This window comes from Buttiauxella cochleicola (genome assembly GCF_021282435.1).
Lineage (GTDB): Bacteria > Pseudomonadota > Gammaproteobacteria > Enterobacterales > Enterobacteriaceae > Buttiauxella > Buttiauxella massiliensis.
This window is the reverse complement of sequence record NZ_JAJSOT010000007.1, coordinates 203,591-223,323: the sequence shown is the minus strand read 5'-3', so window position 1 is coordinate 223,323 and position 19,733 is coordinate 203,591. Positions and strand designations below refer to the sequence as shown.

Sequence of the window (19,733 nt, the reverse complement as noted above, 5' to 3'; positions counted from 1 at the left end):
CGCTCCAAAAGGTTGTAAGATCCCCGAGCCATTGATAGCGCCCATTGGGTGGTTACTTTGGTTAATCAGATTTCCAGCGCACTTTGCCGGTACCGCTGGACGTAGAGCCCGCCTTGCGCGGGTTTTTGCGTTTTACACGCCCGATATGGGAATTCCCATATCGCTAAAACTTCGTTGTTACTGCTGGCTGCTCATCATTGCGAATCAGACCGTCGACCGGGTAACAATCACCGACAACATTCTGCTCTATAGCTGCCTGCTCACACTGCGCCTGGTTGTCATAGACTCCCAACACCACATCCTGAAAATCACCGTTGGTCATGCCTAACGTCAGTACTAAAGCGAATAGGGTGCTCATCAGTGGATCCCCGTACCTGCAGGAACCAGACGCTTATCCAGCTTGTTGCAAATGTAAGGCTGACGAATCAACCGCGTATTACCAACTGGCTGGCAGTAGTAAATGCCTGAGTCCCGGTTGAATGACACCAGCCATGGCGCCATGGTTACACTGTCGCGGAAGTGGCGAGCCTGACCTTTAGCCAGCTCCGGGTATGCTGGAACGTGAACCACCGGTGCAACCGGACGGCGATGAAACTGGAAAATGCTTGCTGCCTGTTTAAATAAGCTAATCATCTCAATCCCCTTTGCCCTTATCGCCAGGCTGGCGGAACGTTTATCGGAGCAACGCAGCGCGTTGTTGATGGAGTTAATTAAACAACAGGTTTAAAAATGCGTCAAGATTATTTCAACAGGAGGTTTAAAATATTTTATGGGCGAAAAAAAACCGGCATATAGCCGGCCTTAGAGATGTGATTTTTTAGTTCTGATTTTTTTGAGTTCGTTCTAGCATTTCTTGGAAAATTGCTGCGTATTGATTAACTCTACTGTTAAACATTGCCAGCATTTCAGCCCTTGCTGATTTTGGCATTTGGCGAAATAAATGGAGAAGTTCAATTTCTTCATCAGCCAATTTTTGAAGTGGATTTATCGGCGTATGGTTAGGATCGTAATCCAAAGCAGCATAAGGGAGCTTATAATCAAGCTCTATCCGCCGTGCTATCCTGTCATTTATAAGAACCTTTCCTTGATAAATTTCCTCTAGCAATTCACGTTCAGAATCCTCTATCCCTTCAGGGAACCCATCCTTAAAAAAATCACAAAATCGATTATGTCTGATTTGCTCAATGGTGAGGATATCTTCCGGATCTCCATTTAAAAGCCAATCGATAGACACATTCAAAGCATCCGCAACTTTCTGTGCAGACTCACGCCCCAGCTCCCCACGGTTGAACCAGTTATTTATTGCCTGTGGCGTTACACCAACCATTTCCGCCAATCGGGTTTTCTTAAGCTTTTTCGCTTTAAGGACCTTAGTAAGGCGATCTGATAACGCAGAGTTTTTAATGGGTTTTTCTTTCATGGAAACAGTATAAACAAAGCGTTTAAGCATATAAATAAACCACATGTTGAAATTAATTGACTGTCATTTAAACGTGGTGTTTAATTGTTTCCACGAGTTATTTATGGAGTTCCTCATGACACCCCTGGAAAAAGCTATTGACGAAGCAGGTTCAGCATCAGCTCTGGCAAGAGGATTAGGTGTATCCCCAATGACAGTTAGCTTTTGGCGGAGCCGTTCATCAGGTGTAGTTCCTGTTGAGCGCGTTATCGCAATTTTTGAACTAACCGGTGTAACTCCTCATGAGTTGCGTCCTGATATTTATCCAAACCCAACCGATGGTTTACCGCAGCAGGAGGCATAACCATGCAAACACTCGCATTTCAAGATGATAGCAAGCTGAACCTCATTCCAATGATAAATCGTTATCAACCAAAGCAGCATGATGAGCATGAAGTGATTCGCGATGCTGTCCGCTCCTGGGCGGCTGCAATTGACAATCAGGACATTGTTTCAGCTCTGATTATTGAGCAATGGAATGCTAGCGGCGGCGAGGGAATTGATTTTCCCGATGATATTAGCCGTGGGCGCCAAAAGCTATTTCGGTACCTGGACAACAAATTCAACTCTGAGAAATACCGGGAGAACATCCAGAAGCTCACACCATCAATTCTTGCTGTTCTGCCGCTGGAGTTTCGCGGCCGGCTAGTTCCTGCGGACAACATCATGATGCGCCTGGCACGACTGGAGAAAGAAACCAGCGAGGCCAAGGTGGCAGTTGCGCTTGATGCGCCAACTCATCAAAAACTGAAGGAGCTGAGCGAGGGGATTGTGGAGATGTTTCGTGTTGACCCGGCACTGACCGGCCCATTGATGGAAATGGTGACGAGCATGCTGGGGGTGATATGACAGGTTCAAAAATGGCGAAAGCCGCTCTGCTGGAACAGAAGCGACTTTCAGGTGCACAAACGTCAGTAAATGCAGGAGGAATAATGGCAAAAAAACCGCGCCATTACCAGACAGCTGTACATAAAAACAATACTCGGGCCCGTCTCGAACATTCTGTTCATCCAACGGTGGCAGAGAAGCTTCGTGCAATTCTGGAAGAACTGAAGCGCAAGGAGCAGGGGCATGAGTAACCTCGCAACAGTAACACCAATCAGACCGACACTGGCGGTCGTGGAGCGTCAGGTGGCAGATCTGGATGATGGTTTCATCATGATTGCTATGCGGCTTTACGAGGAGCTTATCGGTGCCAATCTGACACGCAATCAGGCCAAGGTCGCACATGCTGTTTGCCGTAAAACTTACGGCTTCAAGAAGAAAATGGACCGCATTGCAGACAGCCAGTTAGCTGAGATAGCCCGTATCAGCCGCTCAAAAGCAAACATAGCGAAGAACGAATTGATTTCTATGAAGGTTCTCATCTCTGAAGCCGGGAAGATTGGGCCAAATAAGAACATTGATGAGTGGGTAATTCCTGAGTGTTCCCAAATAGGTAACTTTGTATCCAAATCGGGAACAAAAAATGTATCCAAACCGGATACACAAGATGTTCCCGCTTTGGGAGCACACAAAAGAAATACTTTAAATATAAAAGATAATACCCCCTTACCCCCACAGGGGGAGGAAGAAGGTCAGGCAGAACAAGAATCCAAAAAACGGGCACCTACCATTCCCTACCAGGCGTTTTTAGATGCTTACAACGACATTCTCGGTGATCGCCTTCCGAATGCTCGTGACCTGACAGACAAGCGTCGCCGGGCTATCAAACAACTGCTTCCACGCCTGAAAACTCCAAACGTCGATGGCTTCCGAGCCTACCTTTCCGCGTTCTCACGAATGGCCCGGTCGTATTACTTCGGAGACAGCAAGTCAGGATGGCGTGCTGATTTCGATTTCATGCTCCGCGAAACAACCCTTGTTGGCGTTCGTGAAGGTAAATTTGCTGAGCGTGAGGTGGCTGAATGATTACTCAGGAACTGGAAGCCAGTGTAATTGGCGGTCTTCTGATTAGCGGAATGACGCCTGAAAGCGGTGAAGTGATTGCCACCCTGGAGCCAGAAGCGTTTTCGATCCCTCTGTATCAGGCAATGTTCCGTGAGATTCAGCGCCAGGCAAAAATGCGCAACCTCATCGATACCATGCTGGTGGCTGAGGCCATGGGTGAAAAGCATTTCGCTGATGTGTGGGAAACCTATCGGGCATGTCCAAGTGCTGCAAACCTGCGTGGTTATGCTGGTCGGGTGAATGCGAACTATGAACGCCGCCAGGTGCTTCATGCCATGACGGACACATACAACCGCATTGAGGCTGGCACAACGGATGTCGCCGAACAAGCCATTCTCGAACTGGTGGCGCGTATCGAAACTATCCGCAAGCCACAGGACGAAATTAGGCCTATTCACATGAATGAGCTGCTGGATAGCTATGCAACAAAGCTGGAAGCGCGGCTAACCATGGGGGATGAGTCCGACACGCTAAAAACCGGGATTGAAGAACTGGACCGTATTACGGGTGGGTTTAACCCTGAAGACCTGATTATCGCTGCTGCACGCCCGGGCATGGGTAAGACAGAGTTTGCGTTAACGGTTGCCAGCGGTGTTGGCGAGCAGAAATGCAGCGAAGGGAAACGACGTGGCGTACTGATTTTCTCTCTCGAAATGAGCTCTATGCAGGTCATTGAGCGACAGCTGGCAGGCGCTGGCGGAATGTCAGTTTCAGTCCTACGCAACCCAGCGAAGATGGACGATGAAGGTTGGGCGAGAGTTTCAAGCGGGATAGGGCGCCTGACTGATATGGATGTCTGGATTGTCGACGCATCGAAACTGAACGTCGAACAAATTCGAGCCATCACAACCCGGCACAAACAAAAGCATCCCGGCCTGTCACTTGTTATTGCTGATTACCTGACGCTGATTGATATGCCAAAGGCTGATCGCCATGACCTTGCCGTTGGGCATATTTCAGGAAGTCTCAAGCGCATGGCCAAAGCGCTACGAACGCCCGTTCTTGTACTTAGCCAGCTCTCCAGGAAAGTAGAGGAGCGCCCAAACAAGCGCCCGAACAACTCTGATTTGCGCGACTCAGGCAGCATTGAGCAGGATGCAGACATGATCCTCATGCTGTATCGAGACGCGGTTTACAACGAGGATTCCCCGGCAGCGCCTTATGCCGAAATCATTGTGACAAAAAATCGCTTCGGCACCCTGGGTACGGTGTACCAGAAATTTATCAACGGCCACTTTCTGCCATGTGACCAGGTCGAGGCGCGCAACGCATCCCGCCAGCAAACCAATACCAATCAATCCGGACGCCGCTACTCTGCCGGCGCAGACGTGTGAGGCATATTTGATGAAGACTAAACAAACAAAACAAACAGGCCGCCAGTTGATTGAAGCGTACATCCGTAAGCATGAAGGCTGTACTCACACCGAAATCAGGGAGGCGCTGAATCTCAGCACGACAACGGTCGGCTCCGGGCTGGCATTGCTCAAGCGGGAAAGAATCATCGAAAGCAGCGGAGTGAATGGGCAGATGCGTTACCACTTGCAACCTACTGCGCCTGATACCGATAAGCCTGTATTTGGCCTGAGCCCTAACATGGCTTTGCTTAACCGTTTACTTGCCGAGGTGCGCGCATGAATACTAAAACTCAGGAATTAGTCACAGCAGGTTATGCACTGGCGAAAGGGCTTGATGCTGAATCTGCAAAGCTGGTGAAAGAGCTGGCTGACGCACTGGCAGTTCAGCGTGTGCGTGCCGACGAGCTAAATAAGCAGGTGGTAAATCTGGCGGTTGAGAATTCCGGGCTAAAGTCATGGGCTGAAAATCGCGCTGCATCTGACGATTCTTTTGAGCAAGAGCAATATCCAACCCTGAAAATCGACTGGCGCCAGCGTCATTTAAGAACGCTTCAAACCCCATCCACCGACGCCGCCATTGCAAGCATTCGAGCCAGCGAAGCTAAGGAGATATACGAGAGTATTCTCGACAACCCGGCCGTGACTGACATGGGTTCATTGGTTGACTGGATTGAGTCATATGCAAACAACTCGGTTTATCACGCCGCACAGCTGCGTAAGGAAGCTGGAAAATGAAAAATCGCTTTTATCTGGCCTGCACCCGCGAAACTGTCGGCACCAATATGTCTTTTCATTGTGTGAATGGTAACGGCTATAGCACCAATGTTGGCCTTGCCCATACGTACACACGTGAAGAAGCACAAGCGGCATGGGACAACGGCCGGGAGATTGAGTTGCCGGTTTCTGCCGATGATATTGACGCTCTCACCGTTCTCCACGTCGACCATCAGTACGTACCAGGTAAAACCACTATCGAACCTGGCTGCGTGAAATATGTCGGTTTCGTTAAAGGTCAATGGGATGGAAACGACCTGTACTGGTTGTGCAATGGCTCGCTACCAACTACCGATTTCAGCAAGGCATCAACTTTTGAATCGCCTACTGATAGCGCTGAAATTGTATGGCTTCCGTTCCATCTCGCTGATGCGGTTAAGCTTCGAACTTTCAACATCAACCTTCTCGACCGCCGCCGCATGATTCAGGGCGCAGGGCTGAAAACACCTGATCATATTAAGCGCTACAAGCGCCATAAGGGTTCATCCGGGAAAGTGCGCTGGAATTGTCCATGTTGCGGAAAAATAAGCTGGCAACTTAACCCATACGATTTCGACGGATGCCGAGATATTAGCTGCGAAGAATGGAGACCACGCTATGAGCAATAACATCGAAGCGCTGAACTACGACCCGGCAGACCCAGACAAGATGAAGTTACCTGCCGGGACTAAATGCGGAGATTGCCGCCACATTTACCGTTGCAAAGCAATTTTTGGACACGTCGAAACTGACACTTACTGCGACTGGTCACCATCTCGTTTTGTTGCTAAGGAGGCCAGCAATGTCTAATTCTCAGGGTGCGATGGCAATGCCGTCAATTCTCGATATGTGCTGTGGCTCCAGAATGTTCTGGCTCGATAAGGAGGATGACCGAGCTGTGTTCACCGACATTCGCAGCGAAGAGCACACGCTTTGCGACGGTCGCCGCCTGGTCATTCGTCCTGACCTGATTGCAGACTTCCGCGCGCTGCCGTTCGATAACGATTCTTTCCCGGTCGTTGTGTTCGACCCGCCACACCTTGAGCGTGTTGGTGATAGTTCCTGGATGGGCAAGAAATACGGGAAATTGAACAAAGAAACGTGGCGCGATGATTTGCGTGCCGGATTCGCTGAGGCGTTCAGGGTATTGCGACCACACGGCGTGCTCATCTTCAAATGGAACGAAACCCAGATACCGGTGAGCCATATTTTGGCCCTTACACCAGAGAAACCAATAATCGGGCAGCGCACTGGCAAAGAAGATAAGACGCACTGGATTATTTTCGTCAAAGGCCACGCCATGGATAACGGATTGGAAACTCTCGTGCGGTACGCGACAAAGCGCATCGTCGAACTTGAGTCTCTGCTGCTGGTGGACGTTCAGGAAACAGTATGGCCTGCCGAGGTCGGTATGGTTTATTCCCAGGTTGAAAGTGCCGGTGTATTACCGGCGCATCACCAGCGCCGCCTGAAGCATCACATCAATCGCATGTGGCTGGAGCAAATGCCGGTACCGTCGATTATCACTGCAGCTCGTTCGCTGGCCAGCGCCATGGAGAAATACGCGTGAGAGAAATCATCGTTGATAACTTTGCTGGTGGTGGTGGCGCGAGTACTGGCATTGAAATGGCTATCGGTCGCAGTGTGGATATCGCAATAAACCACGACGTGAACGCGGTGGCGATGCACACGACCAACCATCCGGACACGCTGCACTATTGCGAATCAGTGTTCGATATCGACCCGAAACAAGCGACCGCCGGCAATCCTGTTGGCCTGGCGTGGTTCTCGCCTGACTGCCGCCATTTCAGCAAAGCGAAAGGCTCGAAGCCGGTAGCGCGGGAGATTCGAGGACTTGCCTGGATTGTGCTTCGCTGGGCGCTGGCGGTTCGCCCTCGCGTGATGATGCTGGAGAACGTCGAAGAGTTCAAAACGTGGGGGCCGTTGCTGGTGGATGAAACCGGGGAACAGCGACCAGACCCGAAACGTGCCGGTGAAACCTTCGCGGCTTTTGTTGGTATGCTGGGTGCTGGTATTGATGCCTGGCATCCTGCGTTAAATGAGGCTTGTGACTTCCTCGGTATAGCGCCAAACAGCAGTGACGCACTTCGCCTGGTTAACGGGCTTGGTTATGACGTTGATTCTCGCGAGCTGCGAGCATGCGACTACGGCGCACCAACAATCCGCAAACGCTTCTTCATGGTGATGCGTTGTGACGGGCAGCCGGTTACTTGGCCTGAACCATCCCATGGTGACCCTAAGTCGCTGGGAGTGCTAAACAGCACACTCAAACCGTGGCGCACAGCTGCGGAATGTATCGACTGGTCGCTGGTTTGCCCGAGTATCTTTGAGCGTAAGCGACCGCTGGCCGCCAATACGCTTAAACGCATTGCCCGGGGTATTCAGCGCTTCGTTATCGATAATCCTTCGCCGTTCATCGTGAAGTGCAATCACACCAGCACGCGCACTAAGTACGACTGCTTCCGTGGACAATCGCTGGCTGAGCCATTGCAGACCATCACCAAAACGCATGGCTACGCGATTGTGGTACCGCACATCACTAAGTTCAGAACTGGCGCGACCGGACAGGATTGCCGCGAACCGGTACCGACAGTAACCGCTGGAACGTCAAAGCGCCCTGGCGGGAATGGTCATGCGCTGGGCATCGTTGAAGCTTACATCGCGCCGTTTGTTGGTCGTCAGTTTGGCAATAGCATTGGGCACGCAGTGACAGAACCAAACGGTACCATCACTGCCGGTGGCGGCGGTAAAAGCCAATTATGCGCAGCGACACTAATCCAGATGGGATATGGCGAACGCCCGGGGCAGTCTCCTCGAGTGCTTCAGGTTGAAAAACCTTTAGGGACAGTTACTGCAGGCGGCGGTAAATTCGCTGTAGTGGCGGCAAACCTTGTTAAGCACTTTGGCGGTAACTACACGGGGCCGGGTGTCTCGATGAATGAGCCCGTGCATTCGGTGACGACAGTGGACCACCACGCTCTGGTTACATCCCATCTCGTTATGCTGCGGGGAACATGCAAAGACGGTCGAGTGGTTGACGCTCCGGCACCAGGCTTAACGGCTGGTGGCCTGCACGTTGGTAACGTCGAGACTTATCTGGCGGTCGATGAGTATGACGAGCAGCGCGCAGAGCAGGTATCGGCTTTCCTGCGTGAGTACTGCGGTGATGATTATCGAGAGTTTGTGACCGTCGAAGGCGTGACTTATCGGATAGTCGACATTGGCATGCGCATGCTTCAGCCGCATGAGCTTTATCGCGCCCAGGGCTTCCCTGAATGGTACATCATCGACCAGGACTACCGAGGCGTTAAGTATGCCAAGGATAAGCAAGTCGCTCGCTGCGGCAATGCGGTACCGCCTCCGTTTGCTGAGGCATTGGTGCGCGCTAATCTCCCTGAGCTATGCGGAGTGAAAGAACAGGCGGCATGAGTTAAAGCAAGCATACATACAGGCCACCTAAGCAGTGGCCTTTTTACTGCCTTCTATGATCGATTTTACCGATCGATAGCATCGCATTGATCAATGAAACTGATTAATTAGCAAGCACAGAACCGCAACAAATTTTCAACCTGCTATCAGCGCTAGTGGCCGTCTAGGTTTCGTTTAGGTCGACACCGACCTGTGTCATTGCGTGACATGAAGTGACGAAACGCAGCCATTCAATCAGTTAACCTCGACATATTTGCCGCTCGGCATTCGTTAACACTAACGATCAAATTTTGATCTAATGTAGCGAAAAAGATTATTAAAATCATCCAGATAAATAACCTTGCATAGATACATGGTTTTTGTGCATACTTGGAAAAAGAAAATAGTACTGTTTATACATACAGTTATTATGTGCTGTTTGTTTGTGTTGTGGTAGCAAAAACTACTGAATGCAGTTTTTATGGCTTTTTGTTTCCGCGCAGGTTATTAGGAAAAAAGTCGACTTTGCTACAGTGGTTACGCATAGCCGAGATGGCTTTGCAAAGTGGGATTCTGGGTCCCGAAAATTAGTCAGTACCCGAGGGGGTTGATGTGAGTATTGAGGTCGCTGAGGTGATTAATATCGTCAGTCAGGGGGGTAAATTTGTGATTACCTGTGAAGATGGTGAAATTACTGGCCTCGAAAGAGTCAGGGATGATCAGTACGTCATGTCCCTTGCGGAACTGCTAGACCTGCAACGAGAAGCTAGTTTCAACGTTGACGAAAAAGATAGGCTACTGTCATAATTGTTTCGCCGCCTGAACAGCGGCAACGGAGCAGCAAAGCGCCACGGAGTGAACACCATGGCGCAAAAATACTACCATTCTGAACTCTCTCGCCTGACGTTATCCGACGCCAGCGTTTCTTTGCATTCAGCGTTCGCCCATGGGGGTGACGCGTGAACTTTCCAAAAGATGGCATTCGCCTTCACCAGACGAACTTCGATGCTATCGGGCAACAGCTACAACCGCTATTAGCTGGTGGTGATTGCTATCGCCTGATACTCAAGCCATGGCGCGATAAACGCAGCCTACCGCAGAACGCGTTAAGCCATATGTGGTACGGAGAAATCAGTGAGTATCTGATTCGTTCGGGCCGCATCGAAGCAACTCCCGAGTGGGTGAAGCGCAACCTCAAGAAAACCTATCTCGGCAGCGTGGAAATCACCTACACCGATTTCATCACTGGCGAGAAAGCCACAACGTGGGAGCCGCGACACACTTCTGATCTGGATGCAGGGGAAATGCATCACTTCCTATGCCAGGTCGAGATGTGGTGCGCTCAGTTCGGCCTGTTCCTCACTATCCCGCACGGCTGCGAGTATCAGCAGCTGCGCGACCAGCAGAATCAGTGAGGTGAGCATGGCTAAGCAACCTCGTCGCAAGTGCAAAGTCTGCCGTGAGTGGTTCTATCCATCACGTGACGGTCAGTTCGTTTGCTCATATGCATGTGCCAGCAGTCATGGTAAAGCGGTGAATGACGCCGCTAAAGCTGAGGCGCAACGAAATGCCAAGCAACAGCTACTCAAAGAAGAGAAGGAAGGGCGCAAGCGTCGTAAGGCGAAGCGTGAAGAGTTACGCCCTGATGCTTATTTCTTGAAACAGGCACAGGTAGCATTCAACAGCTTCATCAGATTCCGCGATCGCCATCATTCATGCATCAGTTGCGGCATCACCAACCCGCTCGATCTCCATGGTGGTCAATGGGATTGCGGTCACTTCAAAACAGTTGGTGCACATCCTGAATTGAGATTTGAAGAGCGCAATGCCCACAAGCAGTGCAAATCATGTAACGCCGGAGCAGGTAAGTTCACTCGCAAAGAGGCAACGGTCAGCCAGCAATATGAAGACGGGTTGGTGGCACGATATGGTCAGGATTATGTCGACTGGCTGAATGGTCCTCACTCCATGACGAACTACAGGCGCGCTGACTTCATCCATATCCGCAATACCTACCGAGCAAAGCTCAAAGAACTCAAACAGCAGGAGGCAGCGTGACACCTAAACAGCGCCGTGCACATCGAACAGCAATAGAACGCGCAGCAGCTGCACCACGCAAAAGCTATCTGGGCCGATTTACTCCACTCACCAGCATTCAGTCAGCCTGGATACAATCACTGCTTACGGTCTGGGGTGAGTGTGTTGGCGGCAAAACCAGCGCGCAATATCGGCTTGAGAACTGCAATCGTTTTATATCCAGTGCAAAGCAAGATGAATGGACGGACACCCAACTTTCTCGAATCACTACCGCAATAAACCAGGCTCGCGAGGAAGGGTTCAGAGGGCGAGAAGCCGTCCGTCGCGCACACACTATTCTCTGGTCAGTCACTCTGAGCGAAATGATAGATGAAGCGAGCTGGCGGGATGATGCAGACCTGGTAGAACGCGCTGTATTGAAGGCTTTCAAATCAGATGATCCGGTATACCTTATTGGAATTAACTACTACGCTACTCGAGCAAAAATTGCTGACATCACTCGGGAACTGCAACAGGTGGCGCCTTGGTTAACGACAGGAGAAGCAAGAAAGAGGGTGCGCTGGTGTATCCAGATTTTTCAGGCGAGAGCGTTTTTGTCTGTGCGCCGCACGATGGAGACAGATGCTTGATTCAAACGAATAGGGATGAGCGTTAAATCACGTATTTCGATATAGCAGTTGAAAACGGGCCAGAAATATGAATAATTCAGGCATGCTTGGCAAAGCTGCGCCACGATGGCAGCGACGATAAGCGACCAAATATGAGAAAGAACCCGCCGAGCGCGGGTTTTTGCGTTTCTGGATGGAAATAGGCAAATATACCAATGATATATGAGTATTTTTACATACTATTGTTGGTTGTATTTTTACCCTGATGGCACGAGTATGTTTATGAGGCAAGCAGTGGATGTTTTACTGCCTGATATTCATTAACAACATTCGCCTCATTAGTTTTTAACCCGTATCCCGTGATGCGGGTTTTTTTCACCCAATATCGCAGCCTCGGCATTTGCCGGGGCTTTTTTACGACTACAGTCAGGAAAAAGGATGGGAAAATTGGATAGAGCATATTTTGGTCTTAGTGAAGATAAAAAATCTATAGTCTTCTTTGCGCCAATATTCAAAATCAAAAAGGCCGCCTAAGCGGCCTGTGCTTATTTTTGTGCGAACTGCTTTAACTCTGTTGCTAGCTTTTCAAAAGGCGGAAAATCATATTGCGTCAATTCAATAAGAAACTGGTTTTTGTCGGCGTCAGGAAGTCTTGCGAAGAGCAAGCCGAGAGCCAGTTTCATTGCTGTGACCTCTGTTGCAACATCCTTCACGTCGTTGCAGTTCGTTCCGAGCTTAAGATTTTCAAAGTGATGAATATCTGCCATTTATATTATGAACTCCTATAGAACCGAGGCCTACAGCCAGACCTGCGGCAGTAAACATCCACGCTGACACATGGGTGGGCTGCAACTTCAGGCTACCAGACAACATATTCACCTGATTGATACACCTCAACTTTCTGCCTCGCTTATGCGGGGCTTTTTTATTCCCATCACACAGCACCCGCCTTAGCGAGGTGAGAGACCATGAAGATGCATAACAACCCTCACTCCTGGTCGGAGTTGCTTGAACTACTACAAAGCTGGTGGCGCGGCGACACTCCCATGGGTGCAGTTTTGCTCTCCGTGGTGATGGCTACACTCCGCATTGCTTATGGGGGTGGAGGCTGGAAGAAGATGATGCTGGAAGGTGCTATTTGCGGCGCATTGACACTTACAGCGGTCTCCGCACTGGATTACTTTGGACTGCCAAAATCTCTGTCAATCGCTATTGGCGGCGCGCTTGGCTTCGTAGGCGTGGAGCAAGTGCGCTCTATAGCTACTCGCGTATTCAGCACTCGCTTCGGTGGCGACGTTAAATAAGGTTTCCCATGAACCAACAACAATTTCAAATGGCAGCTTCCATCAGTGCCGGGTTAGCTGCGCGCTGGTTTCCGCATATCGATGTAGCAATGAAGGAGTTCGGCATTACTGCACCGGCTGACCAAGCGATGTTTATCGCACAGGTAGGGCATGAATCAGGTGGCTTCACTGCGGTGGTGGAAAACCTGAATTACACGCCGGCTGCGCTGGTGGCCACATTCGGTAAACGCATTACCAAACAACAGGCTGACGCGCTGGGCAGAACAACCAGGCAAGCAGCTCGCCAGGATGCTATCGCTAATCTGGTGTACAGCAGCCGCCTCGGCAATAAAGCTGCTGGTGATGGCTGGAAGTATCGCGGGCGCGGCCTGATTCAGATTACCGGCCTCGATAACTATCGGACCTGTGGCGCTGCGCTGAAAATCGACCTGGTATCAGCACCAGAACAGCTCGAGCAGGATTTACAGGCCGTTCGCTCTGCTGCGTGGTTCTACACCTCAAAAGGCTGCATGGCTTACGCCGACATTAACCGCGTTACTCGCATCATCAACGGTGGGTTGAACGGTCTCGATGACCGCAAGGCTCGCTACAACAAAGCGCGGGCGGCGCTGATGGTATGACGGCCTTCATTACTGCGGTTGAGCTATTCAAAGCGCACTGGCGCTGGTGGCTAACTATTGCCGCGCTAGTGGTGATTGCATGGCTCTGGAATGAAAACACCCGCATCGAAGCGAGCCTGACCACGCTACAGGGTGAGAACAACAGTAACCGCGCTGTCATGGATAACATGCTCCGCACTGTCGCTATCACTAACATTGTTCTGGAGACAAACCAGCATGCTAAACAGCAAATCGCACTGGAGTCACAGAGAGCCGCGAGCGACATCAAAGCTGCTGTTACGGGTGATGATTGTGCTGCTCGGCCTATTCCTGCTGTTGCAGCTAACCGGCTGCGCCAATACGCGGACAGTGTACGTACCAGTGCCACAGCAACAAACCCCAGCCAGCCTGACCGCTGAAACACCACAACCGTTTATTCCTGATCCGCTGACTTACGGGGCCAGTCTGGATTTAAATGTCAATCTGCTGTCGGCGCTGGGGCAGTGCAATCGGGATAAGTTTGATATCCGAAGCATTGAACAATCACGAGCCTCGCAATAGCGGGGCTTTTTTTTACGACCACAACAAAGAGAAATAGCCATGACCGTTCGCGCCAAATTCCGCTGTCACTTTATTCAGAAAGCTGATGACGATTCACATCGCACCATCCACATGAGCCCGGTAACAGCCGATACAGAAGAAAACAAAGCCTGGTCTAAGTACACGCCGGGTGGACAGCTTCAGATGGTGGTATCCAATCCTGCTGCCTTCGAGCAATTTGAACAGGGCAAGGAATACTTCATCGATATCCAGCCAGCTGAATAGGCCATTACAAAGCTCATCTGCGGGTGGGCTTGAAAATGGTATAGCTGACCAATAACTTAGAGTGCTGTAAGATTATCTCCATAAATATATAAGGGATAATATGATAACTGACTACATAGCACATGAGACATTACTTGCTACAAGACTCTCGGCAGATTGGGTTAAATATGGCGCGATAGCTACCGGGATTGCTGCCGGGTCTTCACTTTTGACACTTTTCTATGCTGCTTCAGCTCTTAATACGTGGAAAAAGCAAGAAAAAACAAAGATAAGAAGTGAGTTTAAAAGGTCTCTTTTGGCTTTAGATTATGCTGTCCATATGATGCCTGATGAATGGGATTTCCTTATGGCTCAAAGAGTGCGTATGGGCGATAGGGCCTACATGATTTCCGGTGATAATGAAGCCGAAACAGCTCTAATTGAACTAAAAAAATGTTGGCACAACTCAATCTCCGCGTGGGTGATGTGTGAGGGCCAATTAAAGAAGACAAATTTAACAAAGCAGTGGAATGAGTTATCTGATCTTTACGTCGATTTCCTAAAAGGCAAGGTGAAAAAATTAACCATTCTGGAAAAGTTAACAGAGATGCATTCTGTCGAATTTATTTTCGATTGAAATCGAACGATTGTGAAACAGCTATTCCGCCCTTGGGTGTTTTTTTCTTGTCATCACAAGAGCCACTTCCGAGTGGCTTTTTTAATGGCTTTAACTAACGGGATTGACCATGACCAAACCAGACTGGGAGGCCATCGAGTCGGCATACCGGGCTGGCGTACTGTCGGTGCGAGAGATTGCCTCACACCATGGCCTCACACACACCTCTATTAATAAGCGCGCAAAGCGTGATGGGTGGGAGCGAGATTTAAAAGCAAAGGTAAAAGCCAAAGCGGATGCGCTGGTTTCCAAGCGTGAGGTTTCCAGGCAGGTTTCCACGGAAACCGCTTTAACTGAACGGCAACTTATCGAGGCCAGCGCCGAAGTTATTGCTAATGTCCGTATGCAGCATCGTGGTGATATCAAGCGCGCACGTGAACTGGCTAATGCTCTGTTAGATGAGCTGGCGGGAGAGTGTTCGGACGTTTCAGCGTTGAACGAGTTGGGTGAGATGCTTCGCCAGCCTGATGACAAAGGCATGGATAAGCTCAACGACTTGTACCAAAAGGTCATTAGCATGCCATCACGCGTTAAGGCTATGAAAGACCTGGGCGACACGCTTAAAACGCTGATTGGTCTCGAACGAGAAGCCTACGACATTACAGCTGGCAACGACAGCGACGACGACACGCCTGTTCAGTTCAACATAACCGTTTCCCCCGGACACTAACCATGCACAAACAAATACGCAGTGCTGCGGCAATGATGCCAACCAGCCATCACGTCACGCGCCTTGAAAAGCTTCTACTCAAAGAACTTAAACGCCTGCCACGCGAAACGCTTATGGCGATAGCGCTAGTCGAACCGGTCATTAAACAAGTAGGGGCTAAATACGGTGGATGTCAGCCTGCACCCCAAACAACACCAGGCGCTGATAACGCCAGCTAACGAAATACTCTACGGCGGAGCCGCTGGTGGCGGAAAAAGTCACCTGATGCGTATCGCGGCAATCCTGATGTGCGCGGCTGTGCCAAAGCTTCAGGTTTATATCTTTCGCCGCCATTACGCAGACCTCTACAAAAACCACATGGAAGGGCCCTCGTCGTTTCATGTGATGCTCCACGAACTGGTGAAGCGGGGGAAGGCGCGCATCATTGAATCCAAAAACCAGATTATTTTCTGGAATGGTTCAAAGATTCATCTGTGCCACCTGCAACACAAGAAAGACCTCCAGAAATACCAGGGGGCCGAAATTCACGTCCTGCTGATGGATGAGCTCACACACTTCCATGAAGACGAATATCGATATCTGCGTAACCGTGTTCGCTGCACCATTGATATTCCGGATAGTGAGATTTTCCCTGGCTTCAACCTGCGCCAGAAGATACCGATGATCCTCTGTGGTTCGAACCCCGGCTCTGTTGGCCATGCGTGGGTGAAGCGCACCTTTGTCGATTACGGCGTTCCGCTGAAACCGGCTAAAACGAAATCATCTGATGGTGGGATGCTGCGCGTTTACGTTCCTGCGCGGCTGGACGACAACCCTACGCTGCTTCGACATGATCCCAATTATCTCGAGCGCCTTGATGGTCTGGGTGATCCATCACTGGTTAAAGCCATGAAGGATGGTGACTGGAATATCGTTGCGGGCGGTGCTCTCGATGATGTCTGGCGCACCGAACACATTATTGTGCCGCGCTTTACTGTACCGAAAGGTTGGTATCTCGACCGCTCCTTTGACTGGGGATCAACCCATCCTTTCAGCGTGGGCTGGTGGGCTGAGTCGAACGGTGAGGAGGTTACTTACATTGAGGATGTTCTTGAAGGCGATAAGTTCGTTCAGTACGAAACAGTGCGCTCGTTTGCGCCGGGAAGCATTATCCGGATAAACGAATGGTATGGCGCAAAAGAGATTGGCCTCAATGAGGGGCTCAAGCTTTCAGCCGATGAAATAGCGGTCGGGATTGTTGAACGCGAACGCCTGTGGCGATGGGACGTTAACGCCGGGCCAGCTGATAACCAGATCCGGAACGTGATGCAAAAAGGCGTCCCAACGATTGCCAGCACTATGGGAGAGCAGGGTATCTGGTGGGAGAAGTCAGATAAATCGCCAGGCTCACGCACAATCGGGCTGGAGCTGGTCCGTCAGCGCCTGAAAAATGCGACTACTGGAGAAAAGCCTGGCCTGTTCTTTATGGAGCACTGCCGGGCCGCAATTTCCACACTCCCGATTTTACCCCGCGACGATAAGAACCCCGACGATGTGAACACGGCGGCACAGGATCACGTATATGACGATGTTCGTTATCGGGTTCTGAAAGCTGCGCGCCTGGCTAAATCACTTGAGGCACGATAATGAATCAAATGTATGAGCGTCCTGATTTCGTTCAGTATCGGGCTATCTGGAAGATGATCCGGGACGCGATTGAAGCCAATGTTAAAACGAAGACATATTTGCCTGACATGGTGCCTTCGGGCGATAGCGAGTACGACGAACGGCGCAATCGCGATTACCGTGAACGGGCTATTTACTACAACTTCACCGGGCGCACCCATGCCGGGTTAATCGGTCAGATGTTCTACCGTGACCCGCAGGTTGATGCGCCTGAGCTGCTCAAAAGTGTCATTGCTGATATCGATGGCTCGGGCATTGCGATTGAACAGCAGGCGAAAGAAACCGCAGGTGTGTGTGCTGCCTGCGGGCGTTACGGTTTGTTGGTGGATTATCCACGTATCGAGGCCAGCGTGAGCCGTGCAGATATTGCTACCGGGCGCGTTAAGCCAACAGTTTTGCTATACCAACCAGAGCAAATCATTAACTGGCGTACCCAGCGAGTGGGTGGCAAACAGCGCCTGACGCTGGTGGTACTGTACGAGCAATACGAATCTGAAGATGATGGATTCGAGCAGGTTATGAAGGACCAGTGGCGAGTACTACAACTCACAGAAGCTGGTTACACCATGGCTGTCTGGCGATTTGGCGAGGATGAAAAAACGCTGAGCGCTATAGAGGATGGCGTTGTTATTCGCGACTCCACTGGGGCGCCCTGGCGGGAAATCCCTTTCATCATTGGCGGCTCGACTAACAATGACCCCGGCATTGATAACCCGCCGTTGCGCCCACTGGCAGAGCTGAATATTGGTCATTTGCGTAATTCAGCTGACCATGAAGAGGCGCTGCATATGCTGGGCCAGCCAACGCCATGGGCATCAGGTATAACGGTCGAACATAAGAAGCAGGTTATGGATGATAAGCCTGTGTTGTTTGGCTCCCGCACTTTCCTGATGTTGCCTGAAGGCGGTCAGGCTGGGTTGATAACGATGCCTGATTCGTCAGCGCTTGCGACAGCCATGGAATCGAAAGAGAAAAGGGCCGCTTCACTTGGTGCGAAGCTTATTGAATCCCAGAGCACCCAGAGCACCCAGCGCACAGCAACGGAAACCAATCGCTCATCGATGGTGGAAGACTCGGTCCTGAGCACCATCGCCAAAAACGTCAGCCAGGCGTATATGCAGGCATTGAAATGGTGCCAGGCATTTCTGGGTGAAACGGGCGCCGTGAACTTTGAACTATCCACCGATTACGACTTTAACAAGATGACCCCGCAGGAGCGGCAAATTCTTGTTGCTGAATGGCAGGCTGGTGGCATCACGGATGAAGAATATCGCTGGAACATTCGCCGCTCGGGCGTTGGCTATCTGGACGATAAGAAGTGGCAGAAATGGAAGGATGAACGTGACAACCAGGAAGATGGGCCGGACCTTGATCGGGGTGGCGATAATCAGGTGGGGCAAGATGAATGATCAGCAACGATATCATCAAAGCCCAGGTGATGCTGGAGCGCTTGAAGAACGGCGAGATTAAGGACTTCCAGAAGGTACTGAAACAGCTTGACCGGGCGGTGCGTTCAATCCTCGCTGGATACACTAATCTTCCCACTAACCTTGCCAGAATAAGGCGCGAACTTCGTGCTGCCCAGTCGGAGTTGTGGGGGCAATATCTGGATTCACTCTGGGATAACCTGGAATCTCTCTCAACCCATGAAGCGAATGTTGAAGCCGGGATACTGACGAGCCAGGCCATCTCGGTTGGCGTCAATATCGGCAAAATCAAAACGCCGGGACTGTGGTCGAAAACGCTCACGCGACCAATTACCGGAACGGGTGATTTGCTGGAGCCTTACGTCAAAGGCCTGGCAGAAACTGAAATACGCCGCATTGAACGTGAGGTGATGATTTCATGGGGGATGGGCCGAACGGTACAGGAAACACTGAAGGCAATTCGCGGTACCGCTGCGAATGATTTTCGCGATGGCGCACTGAACGCGACTCTCAATGACGCTAAAACCATTATCCAGACGGCTTACCAGCATGTCTCATCCGTCGCTTACCTCGAATCATCACTTTCAGCTGGTCTCGATGAGTATCAGCTGGTAGCAACACTTGATTCCCGGACATCGAAACTCTGCCGATCTCTTGACCTGACCATTCATAAAACAGGTGAGGGGCCGGTACCGCCATTTCACCCTCGCTGCCGCACTCGCATGGTGCCGTACTGGGGGAAAGAGGAAAAGCCTGGCACCCGCTCATCAGCGCTGGGTTACGTTCCTCAGGATGAATCGTTTTACGAATGGCTCTCGAAAATGCCGGACACCTACCAGAACGAATCACTTGGCCCGACCTGGGCGAAATTGTTCAGGGAAGGTGGCGTTACCCCCGAAGACTTCTCGAAGCGGGTCATTAATAACCTACAACCTCTCACACTCTCTGAGATGCGCAGCAGCTATCCAGAGATGTTCCAAAAAGCCAACCTCTAAAG

Annotated in this window: 27 protein-coding genes and 3 pseudogenes; 27 read left to right on the top strand and 3 right to left on the bottom strand. The window is 50.7% G+C overall.

Features of this window, described 5'->3' with window-relative positions:
• Positions 1–163: 163 nt before the first annotated feature.
• The 3 genes from LVQ77_RS17175 to LVQ77_RS17165 form a co-directional block, all read right to left on the bottom strand.
• Entirely contained in the window at positions 164–358 is a 195-nt protein-coding gene (locus LVQ77_RS17175) for a DUF1482 family protein (protein ID WP_134186846.1), read from the bottom strand.
• Complete coding sequence (locus LVQ77_RS17170; protein WP_232905085.1) at positions 358–633, bottom strand: hypothetical protein; 276 nt, start codon at positions 631–633, stop codon at positions 358–360. Before LVQ77_RS17170 ends, LVQ77_RS17175 begins: the two co-directional genes overlap by 1 nt.
• A gap of 184 nt (positions 634–817) precedes the next feature.
• Positions 818–1,450, bottom strand: a complete 633-nt coding sequence (locus tag LVQ77_RS17165) for a transcriptional regulator (protein WP_232905084.1) — start codon at positions 1,448–1,450, stop codon at positions 818–820.
• Between the two features lie 85 nt (positions 1,451–1,535).
• Here LVQ77_RS17165 and LVQ77_RS17160 point away from each other — a divergent pair, with 85 nt between their 5' ends.
• The 27 genes and pseudogenes from LVQ77_RS17160 (at position 1,536) to LVQ77_RS17035 (ending at position 19,731) form a co-directional block, all read left to right on the top strand.
• Positions 1,536–1,763, top strand: a complete 228-nt coding sequence (locus tag LVQ77_RS17160; RefSeq protein ID WP_232905083.1) for a transcriptional regulator — start codon at positions 1,536–1,538, stop codon at positions 1,761–1,763.
• Positions 1,764–1,765: 2 nt separating this feature from the next.
• Positions 1,766–2,308, top strand: coding sequence for a toxin YdaT domain-containing protein (locus LVQ77_RS17155; protein ID WP_232905082.1), 543 nt, complete (start codon positions 1,766–1,768; stop codon positions 2,306–2,308).
• An 83-nt stretch (positions 2,309–2,391) separates the two neighbouring features.
• Positions 2,392–2,538, top strand: a complete 147-nt coding sequence (locus LVQ77_RS17150; protein ID WP_232864972.1) for a hypothetical protein — start codon at positions 2,392–2,394, stop codon at positions 2,536–2,538.
• On the top strand, positions 2,531–3,370 hold the full coding sequence (locus tag LVQ77_RS17145) for a replication protein (RefSeq protein WP_232905081.1): 840 nt from the start codon (positions 2,531–2,533) through the stop codon (positions 3,368–3,370). Before LVQ77_RS17150 ends, LVQ77_RS17145 begins: the two co-directional genes overlap by 8 nt.
• The gene (locus LVQ77_RS17140; protein ID WP_232905102.1) at positions 3,370–4,743 is read left to right on the top strand and encodes a replicative DNA helicase; all 1,374 of its coding nucleotides are present in this window, start codon (positions 3,370–3,372) and stop codon (positions 4,741–4,743) included. Before LVQ77_RS17145 ends, LVQ77_RS17140 begins: the two co-directional genes overlap by 1 nt.
• 10 nt (positions 4,744–4,753) lie before the next feature.
• On the top strand, positions 4,754–5,044 hold the full coding sequence (locus LVQ77_RS17135; protein ID WP_232905080.1) for a sugar-binding transcriptional regulator: 291 nt from the start codon (positions 4,754–4,756) through the stop codon (positions 5,042–5,044).
• Complete coding sequence (locus tag LVQ77_RS17130; RefSeq protein ID WP_232905079.1) at positions 5,041–5,499, top strand: hypothetical protein; 459 nt, start codon at positions 5,041–5,043, stop codon at positions 5,497–5,499. Before LVQ77_RS17135 ends, LVQ77_RS17130 begins: the two co-directional genes overlap by 4 nt.
• A complete protein-coding gene (locus LVQ77_RS17125; protein ID WP_232905078.1) occupies positions 5,496–6,146 on the top strand; it encodes a hypothetical protein in 651 nt (216 codons plus the stop codon). Before LVQ77_RS17130 ends, LVQ77_RS17125 begins: the two co-directional genes overlap by 4 nt.
• Before the next feature lies 1 nt (position 6,147).
• Positions 6,148–6,327, top strand: coding sequence for a hypothetical protein (locus LVQ77_RS17120; protein WP_232905101.1), 180 nt, complete (start codon positions 6,148–6,150; stop codon positions 6,325–6,327).
• A gap of 13 nt (positions 6,328–6,340) precedes the next feature.
• A pseudogene (locus tag LVQ77_RS17115) lies at positions 6,341–6,811 on the top strand (class I SAM-dependent methyltransferase); the annotation flags it as partial.
• Positions 6,812–7,083: 272 nt separating this feature from the next.
• Complete coding sequence (locus LVQ77_RS17110; RefSeq protein ID WP_232905077.1) at positions 7,084–8,967, top strand: DNA cytosine methyltransferase; 1,884 nt, start codon at positions 7,084–7,086, stop codon at positions 8,965–8,967.
• A gap of 591 nt (positions 8,968–9,558) precedes the next feature.
• Entirely contained in the window at positions 9,559–9,753 is a 195-nt protein-coding gene (locus tag LVQ77_RS17105; protein WP_232905076.1) for a hypothetical protein, read from the top strand.
• A 152-nt stretch (positions 9,754–9,905) separates the two neighbouring features.
• Complete coding sequence (locus LVQ77_RS17100) at positions 9,906–10,361, top strand: YbcN family protein (protein WP_232905075.1); 456 nt, start codon at positions 9,906–9,908, stop codon at positions 10,359–10,361.
• A 7-nt stretch (positions 10,362–10,368) separates the two neighbouring features.
• The gene (locus LVQ77_RS17095) at positions 10,369–11,004 is read left to right on the top strand and encodes a recombination protein NinG (RefSeq protein WP_232905074.1); all 636 of its coding nucleotides are present in this window, start codon (positions 10,369–10,371) and stop codon (positions 11,002–11,004) included.
• On the top strand, positions 11,001–11,612 hold the full coding sequence (locus LVQ77_RS17090; RefSeq protein ID WP_232905073.1) for a hypothetical protein: 612 nt from the start codon (positions 11,001–11,003) through the stop codon (positions 11,610–11,612). The genes LVQ77_RS17095 and LVQ77_RS17090 overlap by 4 nt, the downstream gene beginning before the upstream one ends.
• Positions 11,613–12,262: 650 nt before the next feature.
• A pseudogene (locus LVQ77_RS22395) lies at positions 12,263–12,379 on the top strand (hypothetical protein); the annotation flags it as partial.
• A 180-nt stretch (positions 12,380–12,559) separates the two neighbouring features.
• Entirely contained in the window at positions 12,560–12,895 is a 336-nt protein-coding gene (locus LVQ77_RS17080; protein ID WP_232905071.1) for a phage holin, lambda family, read from the top strand.
• Between the two features lie 8 nt (positions 12,896–12,903).
• The gene (locus LVQ77_RS17075; protein WP_232905070.1) at positions 12,904–13,515 is read left to right on the top strand and encodes a glycoside hydrolase family 19 protein; all 612 of its coding nucleotides are present in this window, start codon (positions 12,904–12,906) and stop codon (positions 13,513–13,515) included.
• Positions 13,512–13,793 (top strand): annotated as a pseudogene (locus LVQ77_RS22500) (hypothetical protein); the annotation flags it as partial. The gene LVQ77_RS17075 and the pseudogene LVQ77_RS22500, both read left to right, overlap by 4 nt.
• Positions 13,732–14,055 (top strand): Rz1-like lysis system protein LysC, encoded by a 324-nt coding sequence (gene lysC / locus LVQ77_RS22390; protein WP_370645053.1) that lies wholly within the window; start codon positions 13,732–13,734, stop codon positions 14,053–14,055. The pseudogene LVQ77_RS22500 and the gene lysC, both read left to right, overlap by 62 nt.
• Positions 14,056–14,094: 39 nt before the next feature.
• The gene (locus tag LVQ77_RS17065; protein ID WP_232905068.1) at positions 14,095–14,319 is read left to right on the top strand and encodes a hypothetical protein; all 225 of its coding nucleotides are present in this window, start codon (positions 14,095–14,097) and stop codon (positions 14,317–14,319) included.
• Positions 14,320–14,419: 100 nt separating this feature from the next.
• Entirely contained in the window at positions 14,420–14,935 is a 516-nt protein-coding gene (locus LVQ77_RS17060; protein WP_232905067.1) for a hypothetical protein, read from the top strand.
• A 109-nt stretch (positions 14,936–15,044) separates the two neighbouring features.
• Positions 15,045–15,644 carry a hypothetical protein gene (locus LVQ77_RS17055; protein ID WP_232905066.1) on the top strand — a complete coding sequence of 200 codons (600 nt, stop codon included), beginning with the start codon at positions 15,045–15,047 and terminating at the stop codon, positions 15,642–15,644.
• 2 nt (positions 15,645–15,646) lie between these two features.
• The gene (locus LVQ77_RS17050; protein ID WP_232905065.1) at positions 15,647–15,862 is read left to right on the top strand and encodes a hypothetical protein; all 216 of its coding nucleotides are present in this window, start codon (positions 15,647–15,649) and stop codon (positions 15,860–15,862) included.
• Positions 15,810–17,270: a phage terminase large subunit gene (locus LVQ77_RS17045; protein ID WP_232905064.1), complete on the top strand. Its 1,461-nt coding sequence runs from the start codon at positions 15,810–15,812 to the stop codon at positions 17,268–17,270. The genes LVQ77_RS17050 and LVQ77_RS17045 overlap by 53 nt, the downstream gene beginning before the upstream one ends.
• Positions 17,270–18,718, top strand: a complete 1,449-nt coding sequence (locus LVQ77_RS17040) for a DUF4055 domain-containing protein (protein WP_232905063.1) — start codon at positions 17,270–17,272, stop codon at positions 18,716–18,718. Before LVQ77_RS17045 ends, LVQ77_RS17040 begins: the two co-directional genes overlap by 1 nt.
• Complete coding sequence (locus LVQ77_RS17035) at positions 18,715–19,731, top strand: minor capsid protein (protein WP_232905062.1); 1,017 nt, start codon at positions 18,715–18,717, stop codon at positions 19,729–19,731. The genes LVQ77_RS17040 and LVQ77_RS17035 overlap by 4 nt, the downstream gene beginning before the upstream one ends.
• The last annotated feature ends 2 nt before the right edge of the window (positions 19,732–19,733 follow it).

What these genes read in the sequence shown, in the direction of transcription:
- LVQ77_RS17040 (WP_232905063.1), top strand. Translation starts at nt 17,270, where the DNA reads ATGAATCAAATGTATGAGCGTCCTGATTTCGTTCAGTATCGGGCTATC.
- LVQ77_RS17170 (WP_232905085.1), bottom strand. Translation starts at nt 633, where the DNA reads ATGATTAGCTTATTTAAACAGGCAGCAAGCATTTTCCAGTTTCATCGC.
- LVQ77_RS17145 (WP_232905081.1), top strand. Translation starts at nt 2,531, where the DNA reads ATGAGTAACCTCGCAACAGTAACACCAATCAGACCGACACTGGCGGTC.
- LVQ77_RS17095 (WP_232905074.1), top strand. Translation starts at nt 10,369, where the DNA reads ATGGCTAAGCAACCTCGTCGCAAGTGCAAAGTCTGCCGTGAGTGGTTC.
- LVQ77_RS17065 (WP_232905068.1), top strand. Translation starts at nt 14,095, where the DNA reads ATGACCGTTCGCGCCAAATTCCGCTGTCACTTTATTCAGAAAGCTGAT.
- LVQ77_RS17135 (WP_232905080.1), top strand. Translation starts at nt 4,754, where the DNA reads ATGAAGACTAAACAAACAAAACAAACAGGCCGCCAGTTGATTGAAGCG.
- lysC (WP_370645053.1), top strand. Translation starts at nt 13,732, where the DNA reads ATGCTAAACAGCAAATCGCACTGGAGTCACAGAGAGCCGCGAGCGACA.
- LVQ77_RS17050 (WP_232905065.1), top strand. Translation starts at nt 15,647, where the DNA reads ATGCACAAACAAATACGCAGTGCTGCGGCAATGATGCCAACCAGCCAT.
- LVQ77_RS17160 (WP_232905083.1), top strand. Translation starts at nt 1,536, where the DNA reads ATGACACCCCTGGAAAAAGCTATTGACGAAGCAGGTTCAGCATCAGCT.
- LVQ77_RS17155 (WP_232905082.1), top strand. Translation starts at nt 1,766, where the DNA reads ATGCAAACACTCGCATTTCAAGATGATAGCAAGCTGAACCTCATTCCA.
- LVQ77_RS17055 (WP_232905066.1), top strand. Translation starts at nt 15,045, where the DNA reads ATGACCAAACCAGACTGGGAGGCCATCGAGTCGGCATACCGGGCTGGC.
- LVQ77_RS17080 (WP_232905071.1), top strand. Translation starts at nt 12,560, where the DNA reads ATGAAGATGCATAACAACCCTCACTCCTGGTCGGAGTTGCTTGAACTA.
- LVQ77_RS17150 (WP_232864972.1), top strand. Translation starts at nt 2,392, where the DNA reads ATGGCAAAAAAACCGCGCCATTACCAGACAGCTGTACATAAAAACAAT.
- LVQ77_RS17175 (WP_134186846.1), bottom strand. Translation starts at nt 358, where the DNA reads ATGAGCACCCTATTCGCTTTAGTACTGACGTTAGGCATGACCAACGGT.
- LVQ77_RS17165 (WP_232905084.1), bottom strand. Translation starts at nt 1,450, where the DNA reads ATGCTTAAACGCTTTGTTTATACTGTTTCCATGAAAGAAAAACCCATT.
- LVQ77_RS17125 (WP_232905078.1), top strand. Translation starts at nt 5,496, where the DNA reads ATGAAAAATCGCTTTTATCTGGCCTGCACCCGCGAAACTGTCGGCACC.
- LVQ77_RS17130 (WP_232905079.1), top strand. Translation starts at nt 5,041, where the DNA reads ATGAATACTAAAACTCAGGAATTAGTCACAGCAGGTTATGCACTGGCG.
- LVQ77_RS17075 (WP_232905070.1), top strand. Translation starts at nt 12,904, where the DNA reads ATGAACCAACAACAATTTCAAATGGCAGCTTCCATCAGTGCCGGGTTA.
- LVQ77_RS17060 (WP_232905067.1), top strand. Translation starts at nt 14,420, where the DNA reads ATGATAACTGACTACATAGCACATGAGACATTACTTGCTACAAGACTC.
- LVQ77_RS17035 (WP_232905062.1), top strand. Translation starts at nt 18,715, where the DNA reads ATGATCAGCAACGATATCATCAAAGCCCAGGTGATGCTGGAGCGCTTG.